This is a genomic window from Kitasatospora sp. NPDC059747, assembly GCF_042732955.1.
Lineage (GTDB): Bacteria > Actinomycetota > Actinomycetes > Streptomycetales > Streptomycetaceae > Kitasatospora.
Genome location: NZ_JBHWGV010000063.1, coordinates 1 through 12,278 on the forward strand (window position 1 = coordinate 1; position 12,278 = coordinate 12,278).

A 12,278-nucleotide genomic window follows, 5' to 3' on the forward strand; every position below is an offset into this window, starting at 1 on the left:
CCGTGCGGCGGGCACCCCGAGGAGGGGCCCTGAGACGCCGGCGGGCCGGCCGGAACTCCGTCCCGGCCGGCCCTCGGGCGCGCAAGCGCGTCAGGGGCGCTGGGTGTCCGTGTACGCGCCGTGCTGGTGGGCGCCGGCCTGGGCCGGCACCGAGCCGTAGCGGCCCGGGCGGCGACCGCGCGGGTGGCGGGTCAGGTGGAAGCCGAGGACGCCCGCGACGGCGGCCAGGGCGCCGCCGCCGATCGTCCAGTACCAGCGGCTGTTCCAGCCGGAGAACCAGCCGGTGTACCAGTGGTCCGCCGCCTTCACCGGGGCCGCCGCCTTGGCGGTGCTCGCGCCGCCGCCGGCCGGCGGGACGAGCGGCGCCTTGAGCTCGCCCCCCTCGGGCTGGGCGTTGTCGGCGTTGCCCTTGGCAGCGGTGTGCAGCTGGACGGAGGCGGCGAGGCCGAGGTCCTGCTGCGCGACGTCGGTGGCCGCGAGCTTCACGTAGTACGTGCCGGGCAGCGGGTCGCCGGACCACGGCTCGGCCCAGGTGCGGACCTCGCGCAGGGTGCAGCTCAGGGCGAGCGAGGCGGTGTTCTCGTCGCCCGTGGCGTTCTGGGTGCCGGCGGTGCAGGCCTGACGGCGGCGCAGCCCGTCGAAGACCTCGACGGCCCAGGTCTGCGGGCCGTGTCCGTGCCGGTCGGCGGCGGGGGCCAGGTTGACGGTCACGGAGACCGTCGGGGTCTGGCCCTCGGCGGCCCCGAACGCCCAGTACAGGTAGTCGCCGGTGGAGGCGGCGACGTTGGCGTCCTGGCCGGGGGAGAGGTTGACGGCGGTCAGGAAGGAGGTGCCGGCCTTGGTCGCCGGGGCCGCGGTGCCGCTCGCGCTCGGCGAGGGGGTCGGCGAGGCGGCGGAGGCCGCCGGGGCGGCCAGCGCGAGGGCGGGCAGCAGGGCGGAGGCGGCGAGCAGGCCGCGAAGAGTCCTACGCATGGTCAGTTCTCCCGCCAGACGGCGATCCGCCAGCGGGCGATCCAGCCGGCCACCAGGCCGGTCAGCAGGCCGGCGCCGGTGAGGGTGAGCAGCAGGATCCAGCCGCGGCCGAGGCCCATCGCCGCGACCTCGGGGGCGGGGGAGGCGGAGGCCAGGTCGACGGTCAGCTCCAGCGGCAGGCCGGGGTCGGCCTGGACGCCGGCCTGGGGGGCCAGCGAGTTGCTGACGACCAGGCAGACGGTGGTCGGCGGCTGCTCGCTCGGCGACGCCTTGGGCTTGGCGATGACGTAGCCCTTGGAGTCGTTCGTGGACCAGCGCAGGCCGGTGGAGATGACGTCGTTGCGGCCGTTGTCCGCGTCGGTGCCGCGGACCAGCTCCTGACCGGTCGCGCTGGTGGCCTGGAGCAGGACGCCGTAGTCCCGGGCGACGGCCCGGTCCAGCGAGACGCTGACCGAGGCGCGCAGCTCCTGGCCGGACTTGACCGGGACCTTGTAGACGCGGTGCTCGGAGAACTTCTCGCGGTCGCTGTAGACGCCGGGGGCGAGGACGGGGGCGTTCTCGCACTTGTCGGTGCCGGCGGTCTTGACCGGGTTGACGGTGTAGGTGTCGTCGCTGCGGTCGATCAGCTGCTTCACCTTGTTGGTGAGCTGGTCCTGGCTGCGGACGTCGGTGTAGGTGCCGCCGGTCGCGTTGGCGATGCAGAGCAGCTGCTGGCGGGTCTTGTCGTCGTGGGCGAGGCCGAGGGTGTCGACGACCAGGTGGATGCCCTGGGCGGCGAGTTCGCGGGCCACGTCGCACGGGTCCGGCGGGGCGCAGTCGTCCTCGCCGTCGGTGATCAGGACGATCCGGCGGGTCGCGTCGCCCTTGCCGAGGTCCTGGGCGGCGCCGCGCAGCGCCAGGCCGATCGGGGTCCAGCCGGTGGGGCGCAGGGTGGCGACCGCGGTCTTGGCCTCGACCTTGTTGGTCTTGCCGACCGGGAACAGCTGCTTGGTGTCCTGGCAGCCGACGGTCTTGTCGTTGCCGGGGTAGGTCGCGCCGAGGGTGCGGATGCCGAAGTCGGTCTCCGCGGGCAGGGCGTCGATCACCTCGTTGAGGGACTGCTGGGCCACCGAGATGCGGCTCTTGCCCTGGATGTCGGCGGTGTTCATGGAGCCGCTGACATCGAGGATGAGGTCGACCCTGGGGGCCTCCTGGGGAGCCGGGGCGGAGCCGCCCGATGGTTCGTCGGCGTGGGCGGGCAGGCCGAGGAGCAGCGAGGCACCCGTTATCGCCGCGGCGGCGAGCAGGCTGCCCAGCCTGGTCGTTGGTCGTCGTCGTCCGGTAATCACGCGGCCGATCCTAGGGATCATCAGTTCGCCATGGCCAAACGAGTCCGCAGCGTGGCGGTGGTGCACCCCCGGGCGAACTCCCGCGCGCGGGCGGGGTTTCGCGGGCGCCGGGCTCACACGGCGCTTATGCGCGGTGGTTAGCCTTCCGTGCGGACCGGTCGAGCGGGTCCGGACCGGCCGGGCGGGCGGCGAAGGGGGCGCGGTGGAGCTGACGGGCGTCGGGAAGCGGTACGGGCGGGGCGGGCGGTGGGTCCTGCGCGGGGTCGACCTGGCCGTCCGGCCGGGGGAGTTGGTGCGGATCGCGGGGGCGAACGGGACGGGCAAGTCGACGCTGCTCAGGCTCGTCGCGGGGATCGAGCGGCCGAGCGCGGGGCGGGTGGTGCGGCCGGGGACGGTGGCGTACGTGCCGGAACGGTTCCCGCCGGCGCTGCCGTTCGACGCGGCCTCGTACCTGCTGCGGGTCGGCCGGGTACACGGGCTGACGGACGCGGAGGCGCGGCGCGGGGCGGCGGAGTGGCTGGACCGGTTCGGCATCGCGGACCGGGCGGGCACGCCGCTGAGCCAGCTGTCGAAGGGCACCTGCCAGAAGGTCGCGGTCGCGCAGGCGCTGCTGCCCGGGGCGCGGGTGGTGCTCCTGGACGAGGCCTGGACCGGGCTCGACCCGGTGGCCCGGACGGTGCTGGACGAGGCCGCGGCCGAGCGGGCGGCGGGCGGCGGCGCGGTGCTGTTCGTCGACCACGACCCGGCGCGGCTGGCCGGACTGACCACGGCCGCCTACCGGGTCGGCGCGGACGGCGGGCTGCGGCCCGCGGAGGAACGGCCCGCGGAGGAGCGGGCCGTGCGGGCGGACGGCCCGTCGGTGCGGGTGGAGGTGGACGTGGACGTCCTGGACGGTGATCCGCTGCCCGCCCGGCTGCCGGGCGCCCCGGAGCTCACCGCGCTGGAGGGGACGGCGGTGCGGCTCACGGTGGCGGCGGCGCACTCGGACGCTCTGCTGCGCCGCCTGCTGACCGGCCGTCCGGCCGTGAGCGTGCTGGCCGTCAGACGGCGGGAGGGGGAGCGGTGAGGCAGGTCGGGGCGCTGGCCCGGTACCACCTGGAGCTGCTGCTGCGCGGGCACGGATGGCTGCCGCCGTTCCTCGCGTACGCGCTGCTGCTGGTGCTCGGCGTGACGGCGGGTGATCCGCTGCTGGGCGGGCTGGGCTACGGCGCGGGCGTGCTGCTGCCGGTCAGCGCGTGGTACGTCCGCAGTGCGCTGAACGCCGAGCCGCCGGCCTCGCGGGCGTGTCTGGTGGCGGCGGCGGGTCCGGCCCGGGTCCAGCTGGGCGGGCTGCTGGCGGCGCTGACGGTCGGTCTGGTGCTGGCGGTGGCCGAGGTGGCCGGGCTCTGGTGGGTAAGCGGGCCGGTCGCCAACCCGAAGGCGGACCAGCCGCCGGTCGGGGTGGCGCTGCTGGCCGGGCTGCTGGCCTCGGTGGTCTCCGTGCTGCTGGGGGTGCTGGTGGGGGCGCTGTGCAACCGGCCGGTGCTCGCGCGGGCGCAGTACGGCATCCCGCTGGCGCCGGCGCTCGCGACGGCGGTGCTGGTGGCGCCCGGCTCGCCGGCGAACGCGGCGGTGAGCGGCCTGGTCGCCGCCGACCGGACCGGGCGGGTCGGCCCGCCGTGGCTCGAACTGCTGGCGGCCGCGGGGCTGCTGGTGGCGGCCGCGGCGGGTTCGGCGGCGCTGGCGGGGCGGCGGCCGGAGTGAGCCGGCGGGTGCAGGCCTCGATGATCCGGACAATTGCTGACACACCGTGAAGAAGAGCCGATAAATATGGATAGTGCTCGTTAGGGTGACGAATCGGGGCGCGGGCGCTTCCGCTCCCCGGTACGTCCGACGCGCGGGAAGGACCCGCGGTGAGCACCCCCAGGACGGTCCGTGGCGACACCCTCCGCCGTGACCACCACCGCCGCCCGGCCGGCCCGGCCGGTGCCGACCCGGCGCACCACCGAGCTCGTGCTGGTGCTGGCCGCGGTGCTGATCGCCGTGTTCGGCTACGTCGAGGTCGGCGTCGACCTGGACGGCACGGTGCCCGCCGACACCGCCGGGTACGGCGCCGCGCTCGGCGTGCTCGCCCTGCTGGCGCACGCCGTCGTCCGGTGGCGGGCCCGGTACGCGGACCCGCTGCTGCTGCCGATCGCGGTGCTGCTCAACGGGATCGGGCTGGTGGTGATCTACCGGCTCGACCGGGCGACCTCCGGCCCGGGCGCGGCCTCCACGCAGCTGCTGTGGTCCGCCCTCGGGGTGGCGCTGTTCGGCGCGGTGGTGCTGCTGGTGCCCGACCACCGGCGGCTCCGGCGCTACGCCCACGTGGGCGCGCTCGCGGCACTCGTCCTCCTGGTGCTGCCGATCTTCTTCCCGCCGGTGTACGGGTCCCGGATCTGGATCGTCGTCGGGCCGCTCTCCTTCCAGCCGGGGGAGTTCGCCAAGGTCCTCCTGGCGGTCTTCTTCGCCGCCTACCTGGCCGTGCACCGGGACGCCCTCGCGCTCACCGGGCGGCGGGTCTGGCGCTGGCGGCTGCCGCGCGGGCGGGTGCTCGGGCCGGTGCTGCTGATCTGGGCCGCGTTCGTCGGGGTCCTGGTGCTGGAGACCGACCTCGGGACCTCGCTGCTGTACTTCGGGCTGTTCGTCGTGATGCTCTACGTCGCCACCGCGCGCACCGGCTGGATCGCGATCGGGCTGGGCCTCGCGGCGGCCGGCGCGGTGACGGTGGGATTCCTGGAGGCCCACGTGCGCAGCCGGGTGGCGGACTGGCTGGACCCGCTCGGCTCGATCGCGGCGGGCAAGGGGGCCAACCAGATCGCCCAGTCGCTGTTCGCCTTCGCGTGGGGCGGGGAGCTCGGGACGGGCCTCGGCAACGGGCACTCGGTGCTGATCGGCTTCGCGGCCAAGTCCGACTTCATCCTCGCGACGATCGGCGAGGAGCTCGGCCTGACCGGGCTGGTCGCGGTGTTCCTGCTGTACGCGCTGCTGGTCTCGCGCGGGTTCCGGACGGGCATCGCGCTGCGCGACCCGTTCGGGCGGCTGCTGGCGATCGGGCTGGCGGCGATCGTCGGCCTGCAGGTGTTCGTGGTGGCGGGCGGGGTGCTCGCGCTGATCCCGCTGACGGGGATGACGCTGCCGTTCGTCGCCCAGGGCGGCTCGTCGGTGGTCACCAACTGGATCATCGTCGCGCTGCTGGTCCGCATGAGCGACATCGCGCGGCGGCCTGCTCCGGCCCCGGCCCCGGCCCCTGCTCCGGCTTCGGGGGAGGCCTGATGGCGCGCTTCGGGCCGGCCAGGGGGAACGGGCCGCAGGGGCTCCCGGGGATCTCCGTGACCGGCCGCCGCGCCGGCACGTTCTGCCTGCTGCTGATCGCCGCGCTGTGCGTCCAGGCCACCCGGGTGCAGGTCTTCGAGGCGAAGGACCTCGACCACAACAGCGCCAACCAGCGGCTCACCGTCGAGCGGTACGGGCAGCCGCGGGGGAACATCCTGGTCGGCGCGGACACCGTCACTGGCTCGGCGCCCACCGGCGGCCGGTACGCGTACAAGCGCACCTACACCGACGGCCCGACGTACGCGGCCGTCACCGGCTTCGCCTCGCAGGCGTACGGCGACACGCAGCTGGAGGGGACCGAGGACGACCTGCTGACCGGGACGGACAGCCGCCTCGCCGGCTGGGCGGTCTGGGACGCGGTCGCGCGCCGGCAGAACCCCGGCGGGGACGTCTACACCACCCTCGACCGGGCGGCCCAGGAGGCGGCGATGCGCGGGCTGGGCGCGCAGACGGGCGCGGTCGCCGCGATCGAGCCCGCCACCGGGCGGATCCTGGCGCTGGCCAGCACGCCCACCTACGACCCCGGGAGCTTCGCCGGGTCCACCTCGGCCGACCAGACGGCGTGGAACCGGCTGCAGGCCGACAGCGGCCAGCCGATGCTCAACCGGGCGCTGCGCCAGACCTACCCGCCCGGCTCGGCCTTCAAGGTGGTGACGGCCGCCGCCGCGCTCGCCGGCGGGGTGGTCACCGACATCAACGCGCCCACCGGCGCGCCCTTCCCGTACGTCCTGCCGGGGACGACCACGCCGCTGGTCAACGACACGAGGGCCTGCGACCAGCCCGGGCAGTCGCTGGACACCGCGATGACCTACAGCTGCAACAGCGTCCTCGGCTATCTCGGCGTGCGCACCGGCCTGGACGCGATGGCCGCGATGGCGGCGAACTTCGGCTTCAACGACGCCAGGCTCGACATGCCGGTGCGGCCGTCGCGCTCGAACTTCGACACGAAGATGAACGACTCGCAGCTCGCGCTCTCCTCTATCGGGCAGTTCGACACGGCCGCGACCCCGCTGGTGATGGCGATGGTCGCGGCCGGGATCGCCAACAACGGGACGGTGATGCGTCCACAGCTTGTGGACAAGCTGACGAAGAGCGACGGGACGGCGGTCCAGCTGATGAAGCCGGCCGTCTACAAGCGGGCGATGGAGCCGGGGGTGGCCGCGCAGGTGCAGCGGCTCATGACGGACGTCGTGGACAACGGCACCGGCGCCAACGCCCGGATCCCGGGCGCGGTGGTCGGCGGGAAGACGGGCACCGCCCAGCACGGCGTGGACAACAGCGGGACGCCGTACGCGTGGTTCGTCTCGTGGGCCAGGCCGGCCGGATCGGACAAGGTGCCGCCGGTGGCCGTCGCCGTGGTCATCGCGGACAGTGACGCCACGGACGTGACCGGTGGCGGGCTCGCGGCGCCGATCGCCCGCTCGGTGATGCAGGCCGTCCTCGGACGGTGACCGGGCGATACCCCTGAGCTGCGGCTTTACCTCGCCCGAGGGAGATTCGCCGTTTACGAAGCGTCCGGTTTGTCCTTGTCCATTCGACAGTTCGTATAATGCGCAAGCCCGGACTGTTCGTTTGCGACACTGGTGCATTCGCGCGGTACTGTCCCATCTTTGTTCGGTTGGTCCCCGATGACACCCCGTATCGCACTTGGTGACCGACCGCTAGGACACCCTCCCTCGCCTAGAAAGACCGCGGTTTTGGCCAGCAACTCCCTTGGTGCGCGTCTGCTGCGACGCAAGCCCGTGTCGACACTGATCGCCGAGAGCGAGGGCCGGGACAGCCTCCCGGCCGGCGCACCGGAGGAGGGCGGACGCTCCGGCATCCACCTCCGCCGCTCCATCGGACTCTGGCAGCTGTCCTCGATCGGCATCGGCGCCACCATCGGTACCGGCATCTTCTTCGTGCTCAACACCGCGGTGCCGTCCGCCGGACCGGCCGTCATCCTGTCCTTCGTCATCGCCGCCGTCACGGCGGGCCTCACGGCGCTGTGCTACGCCGAGATGGCCTCCGCGATCCCGGTCTCCGGCTCGTCCTACTCCTACGCCTACGCGACCCTCGGCGAGGGCGTCGCCTTCGGCGTCGGCATCTGCCTGCTGATGGAGTACGGCGTGTCCGCCTCCGCGATCGCGGTGAGCTGGGCCGAGTACCTCGACAAGTTCCTCGACCTGGCCTTCGGGGTCAAGATCCCCGAGCAACTGGCGGGCGCGCCGGACAGCACCCACTGGTTCAACCTGCCGGCGCTGCTGCTGGTCGCCATGGTCTGCTTCCTGCTGATCCGCGGCGTCAGCGAGTCGGTGAAGGTCAACGCGGCGATGGTCGCGATCAAGATCCTCATCCTGGTGCTGTTCGTCGGCGTCGCGCTCACCGGCTTCCACTCCGGCAACCTGACCCCGTTCATGCCGCTCGGCATCGGAGGCGTGCAGGTCGCGGCGTCCAGCATCTTCTTCTCGTTCATCGGCCTGGATGCCGTGTCCACCGCCGGTGAGGAGGTCAAGAACCCCCGCCGCACCCTGCCGCTGGCGATCATCATCTCGCTGGTCGTGGTGACCCTGCTCTACATCCTGGTCGCGCTGGCCGGCATCGGCGCCCAGCCGTGGCAGAAGTTCGACGGCCAGGAGGCCGGGCTCGCCCAGATCCTCCAGGACATCACCGGCCAGAGCTGGCCCGCGATGGTCTTCGCGGTCGGCGCGATCCTCTCGATCTTCAGCATCACCCTCGTGGTGATCTACGGCCAGACCCGCATCCTGTACTCGATGGGCCGCGACGGCATGCTGCCCAAGCGCTTCGCCGAGCTCTCGCCGCGCACCGGCACCCCGGTCTGGAACACGATCGTGGTCGGCGTCGGCGTGGGCGCGCTCGCCGCGTTCGTCCCGCTCAACATCCTGGCCGACATCACCAGCCTCGGGACGCTCATCGCCTTCTCGGTCGTCTCGGTGGGCGTCATCGTCCTGCGCCGCACCCAGCCCGACCTGCCGCGCGGCTTCAAGGTGCCCGGCTACCCGGTCGTGCCGCTGCTCAGCGTCGGCTTCTGCGGCTACCTGATCACCGGCCTGCACGCCGACACCTTCCGGGCCGGGGCGATCGCCCTCGCCGTCGCCGTGGTCGTCTACTTCGGTTACAGCATCAAGAACTCGAAGCTGGAGCGCGGAGCGGAGCAGCAGAGCGCCCCGGTGGACAGCCACTCCGGCTGATCCGTCTCACGCTCCGGATCCGGCGGTGGTCACCGCCCGTTGCTATGGATACGAAGGGTCGCCAGGTGGCAAGACGCCTGGCGACTCTTCGCGCGTAGACCGCGACTCTCCGTCGATCCCGGTGGCGACAGCGCGGGCCCCCCACCCATAACCTTCCACCATGGTGAGCACCCGCACGCCCGGCTTCTCCCGCCCGCGCGGCCGCTTCACCGGCCGTTCCAGAACGCCGGCCCCCCAACCGGTCGGACCGCCCTCCCGGCCCGACCGCCCCCTGCGCGGCCTGGTCTCCAGGGCCGTCCCCCGCCAGCGCCGCGAGAACACGTTTCCGCCCACGGCCGCGCGGACCGACCCCGCCCGGCTCGCCTCCCTGCGCAGCGTCCAGCTGCTCGGCTGCGCCGTCGCGGCCGGCTGGGCGGCCGCCTTCCCGCTCGTCTCCGACCTGCCCAACCAGCGCGTCTGGGGCATCATCGCGGCCCCCGCCTACCTCCTGGCCGGGCTGCTCTGCCTGATCCTGCCGCGCCGGTTCGCGGCGCGTTCCGCTGCGGCGGTCGCCCTCCTCGGGGCCGTCGTCGTGCCGCTGGCGCTCCTCGCCGTCCAGGGCCGCCACCAGTCCGAGGTGATGGTGGTCGAGCGCTCGGCCCACCTGCTGCTCACCACCGGCAGCGCCTACCTGCAGCACCCCGTCGTGGTCACCGACTACAACCCGTACCTGCCGGCCATGTCCCTCTTCGGGATGCCCCGCCAACTGCTCGGCAGCGGCGACGCCTTCACCCGGGTCGCCGGGGACGCCCGGATCTGGTTCGCGCTCACCTTCTTCGCCTGCCTGCTGGCCAGCTGGCGCCTGCTGCGGCCCTCCCGGGACCGCGCCCCGCTGCTGCCGCTCGCGGTGCTCACCGCCTCGCCGCTGATAGCGCTCGCCCTCGTCGTCGGCGGTGTCGACCTGCCGCTGATCGGCGTCTGCTGCCTGGCCATGGCACTCGCCGAGCGCGACCGCACCGTCGCCGCGGGGCTCGTCCTCGCCCTCGCCTGCACCCTCAAGTGGACGGCCTGGCCCGCGCTGCCCGTCGCCGTCCTGCTGCTGTGGCGGCTCTACGGGCGGCGCCCGGCGGCCCGGACCGGGCTGATCGCGGTCGGCACGAGCCTGGCCGTGCTCCTGCCGTCCGTGCTGACCAGGGCGGCCGAGCTGCGCGAGCAGGTGGTGCTCTTCCCGCTCGGGATGACCGCGATCCGCACCCCGGCCGGCAGCCCGCTGCCCGGCAAGGTGCTGGCCGGCTTCGGACCGACCGGGCACACCGTCTCGCTGACGCTGATGACCCTCGGCGGCGTCGCGGTGGCCATCTGGCTGCTGGCCCGGCCGCCGGTGACCGCGACCGGCGCCGCCGACCTGCTGGCCGCGGGGCTCGCGATCGCCTTCATGCTGGCCCCGGCCGGGCGCTTCGGGTACCTCGCGCTGCCGGCCGTCCTGGTGATCTGGCCCCGGCTCGCCGCGCGGCGGTGGAGCAACCGGCCGGCCGCCGTGGTGCGGCGGCGCCCGGAACAGCCGGACCGCCCGGAACGGCCGGAGCCCGCTCTGCCGAGAGGCTGAGCGGGCTCCTGGGGGTGCCGGTGCGTGTGGGGTCTACCGGTTGCCGAAGGACTTGAGCAGCGAGGCGACGGCCGGGCCGGCCGCGTCGACGCCGTGGCCGCCGCCCTGCACCTCGGCCGCGACCGCGATGTTGCCGCGGTAGGCGGTGAACCAGCTGTTGGTGGTGGCCGCGCCGGCGACCTCGGCGGAGCCGGTCTTGGCGCCCGCGTTGTCGGTGATCCCGGCCATCACGGCCTGGGCCGTGCCGCCGGTGGCGGTGGCGTTCATCATCGCGCGCAGCTTGCCGGCGACGTCCGGCGAGATCTGGCGGGCGGCCGGCTGCTGCGGCAGGCCGGCGACCAGGATGGGCTGCTTGAACGCGCCGCTCTGCACGGTCGCCGTGATCGAGGCGATCGCCAGCGGGTTCATCTGGACCTTGCCCTGGCCGATGTAGTTCATCGCCTGCTCGTCCTTGCTGCCCGGGGTGGCCGGGATCTTGCCGTCCGAGTTCGGCAGGCCGGTCTTCCACTCCAGGCCGACGCCGTAGACGTCCTTGGCGGTGGCCGCGAGCGTCTCCGGCTTCAGGCTGGTCAGGCCCTGGTTGATGAAGGCGGTGTTGCAGGACACCTTGAAGTCGTCCTGGAGGGTGTTGTTCGGGAAGGCGCCCGGGAAGTCGTTCGGGATCGCCACCGGGTTGCTGCTCTTCTCCGGGCAGGCCACGTTCGAGTCCGGGTTGATCCCGGCCTCCAGCAGCGCCGTCGAGGTGACGATCTTCATCGTCGAGCCGGGCGCGAGCAGGCCCAGGAAGGCCCGGTTCTGGCCGTTGGACGGCGCGTTGGCGAAGGCCAGCACCTGACCGGTGCTCGGCTCGATCGCGACGATGGAGCCCTGCTTGCCGCCCAGGTCGGTCATCGCCTTCTCGGCCGCGGCCTGGATGGCGTTGTCGATCGTCACCTTGAACGGCTTGCCCGGCTTGGGTTCGACGATCGTGAACAGCTTGTCCGGGGCGGTCTTGCCGGCCGGGTCGCTGATGACGACCGCGCTGCCCGCGTCCTGGTCCTTGTTCGGGTCCGGCGGCAGCAGCTTGCGGGCGTTGTCCTGGAGGGTCGCCAGCGACGCGGTGAGCGAGGGGGCCTGCAGCGGCTTGCCGTTGCGGTCCACGGCGCTGGACGGCGGGGCGAAGACCTGCTGGGTGGCGATCGTCTCGTTCCCGGACAGGTGCGGGTGGAGCACGCTCGGGGCCCAGTGCACGGCCGGGGTGTCGTCGCTCATCTTCACGACGCCGAGGAAGCCGTTGTAGTCCCAGACCCGGGCGGTGCCCTCGAACTCGGCGCGCGCCTTGAAGCCCATCAGCACGCCGGTGGGCGCGGGGGTGGCGGCGGCGGACGGCGAGTCGCTCGCGCCCGGCGTGCCGGCGGCCGAGGGGGTCGCGGACGCGGAGGGTGCGCCGGACGGCTTGGCCGGGGTGGGGGTGCCGGTGGCCGAGGCGAAGGCCTGCGGGGTGGCCGGGCCGGACGGGGTCAGCGTCAGCGCGCTCGGCTTGACCTGCTCCTTGAAGGCGGTCAGTGCGGCCGTGGCGGCGTCCGGGTTGTCGGTCAGCGAAGCCGCCTTGGCCACGTCGCCGGCCGCCCAGGCCGCCAGGAAGTCCTTGGCGCCGCTGGCCGCCTGGTCCGCGGAGGGGGGTTCGGCGACCACCGTGCGGGGCTTCTTGGCCGAGCCGGACCCGTCGCCCGAGCCGTTCACCAGGCTGTACGCGCCGTAGCCGCCGCCTGCGAGCACGGCGACGGACACGCCGGTGATGATGCCGATTTTCGCGCCTTTGCGCATGGTGCTGCTCCCCCAGGGGTCGGGCGACTAACGCGGTACTGA

General features: G+C 73.7%; 9 protein-coding genes. 6 read left to right on the plus strand and 3 right to left on the minus strand.

Going from position 1 to position 12,278, the window contains the following annotated elements; translation table 11 throughout:
• Positions 1-90: 90 nt before the first annotated feature.
• Positions 91-972 (minus strand): peptidase, encoded by an 882-nt coding sequence (locus ACFV4G_RS25620; protein ID WP_380444231.1) that lies wholly within the window; start codon positions 970-972, stop codon positions 91-93.
• Positions 973-974: 2 nt separating this feature from the next.
• On the minus strand, positions 975-2,297 hold the full coding sequence (locus ACFV4G_RS25625) for a VWA domain-containing protein (RefSeq protein WP_380444311.1): 1,323 nt from the start codon (positions 2,295-2,297) through the stop codon (positions 975-977).
• 205 nt (positions 2,298-2,502) lie between these two features.
• On the opposite strand from ACFV4G_RS25625, the gene ACFV4G_RS25630 reads away from it, so the two are divergent.
• The 6 genes from ACFV4G_RS25630 to ACFV4G_RS25655 all read left to right on the plus strand — a co-directional run bounded on the left by ACFV4G_RS25630 (position 2,503) and on the right by ACFV4G_RS25655 (position 10,430).
• Positions 2,503-3,366, plus strand: coding sequence for an ATP-binding cassette domain-containing protein (locus ACFV4G_RS25630; RefSeq protein WP_380444233.1), 864 nt, complete (start codon positions 2,503-2,505; stop codon positions 3,364-3,366).
• Positions 3,363-4,043, plus strand: a complete 681-nt coding sequence (locus ACFV4G_RS25635; RefSeq protein WP_380444235.1) for an ABC transporter — start codon at positions 3,363-3,365, stop codon at positions 4,041-4,043. Before ACFV4G_RS25630 ends, ACFV4G_RS25635 begins: the two co-directional genes overlap by 4 nt.
• Positions 4,044-4,214: 171 nt before the next feature.
• Complete coding sequence (locus ACFV4G_RS25640; RefSeq protein ID WP_380444237.1) at positions 4,215-5,594, plus strand: FtsW/RodA/SpoVE family cell cycle protein; 1,380 nt, start codon at positions 4,215-4,217, stop codon at positions 5,592-5,594.
• The gene (locus tag ACFV4G_RS25645; RefSeq protein ID WP_380444239.1) at positions 5,594-7,105 is read left to right on the plus strand and encodes a penicillin-binding transpeptidase domain-containing protein; all 1,512 of its coding nucleotides are present in this window, start codon (positions 5,594-5,596) and stop codon (positions 7,103-7,105) included. Before ACFV4G_RS25640 ends, ACFV4G_RS25645 begins: the two co-directional genes overlap by 1 nt.
• Positions 7,106-7,282: 177 nt before the next feature.
• Complete coding sequence (locus ACFV4G_RS25650) at positions 7,283-8,845, plus strand: amino acid permease (RefSeq protein WP_380444241.1); 1,563 nt, start codon at positions 7,283-7,285, stop codon at positions 8,843-8,845.
• A gap of 160 nt (positions 8,846-9,005) precedes the next feature.
• Positions 9,006-10,430, plus strand: a complete 1,425-nt coding sequence (locus ACFV4G_RS25655) for a glycosyltransferase 87 family protein (RefSeq protein ID WP_380444243.1) — start codon at positions 9,006-9,008, stop codon at positions 10,428-10,430.
• Between the two features lie 33 nt (positions 10,431-10,463).
• Here ACFV4G_RS25655 and ACFV4G_RS25660 read toward each other — a convergent pair whose 3' ends face one another.
• Positions 10,464-12,236: a penicillin-binding transpeptidase domain-containing protein gene (locus ACFV4G_RS25660; protein WP_380444245.1), complete on the minus strand. Its 1,773-nt coding sequence runs from the start codon at positions 12,234-12,236 to the stop codon at positions 10,464-10,466.
• Positions 12,237-12,278 lie beyond the last annotated feature (42 nt).

Coding starts and splice junctions, on each gene's coding strand:
- ACFV4G_RS25620 (WP_380444231.1), bottom strand. CDS start 972: ATGCGTAGGACTCTTCGCGGCCTGCTCGCCGCCTCCGCCCTGCTGCCC.
- ACFV4G_RS25645 (WP_380444239.1), top strand. CDS start 5,594: ATGGCGCGCTTCGGGCCGGCCAGGGGGAACGGGCCGCAGGGGCTCCCG.
- ACFV4G_RS25650 (WP_380444241.1), top strand. CDS start 7,283: ATGACACCCCGTATCGCACTTGGTGACCGACCGCTAGGACACCCTCCC.
- ACFV4G_RS25655 (WP_380444243.1), top strand. CDS start 9,006: ATGGTGAGCACCCGCACGCCCGGCTTCTCCCGCCCGCGCGGCCGCTTC.
- ACFV4G_RS25660 (WP_380444245.1), bottom strand. CDS start 12,236: ATGCGCAAAGGCGCGAAAATCGGCATCATCACCGGCGTGTCCGTCGCC.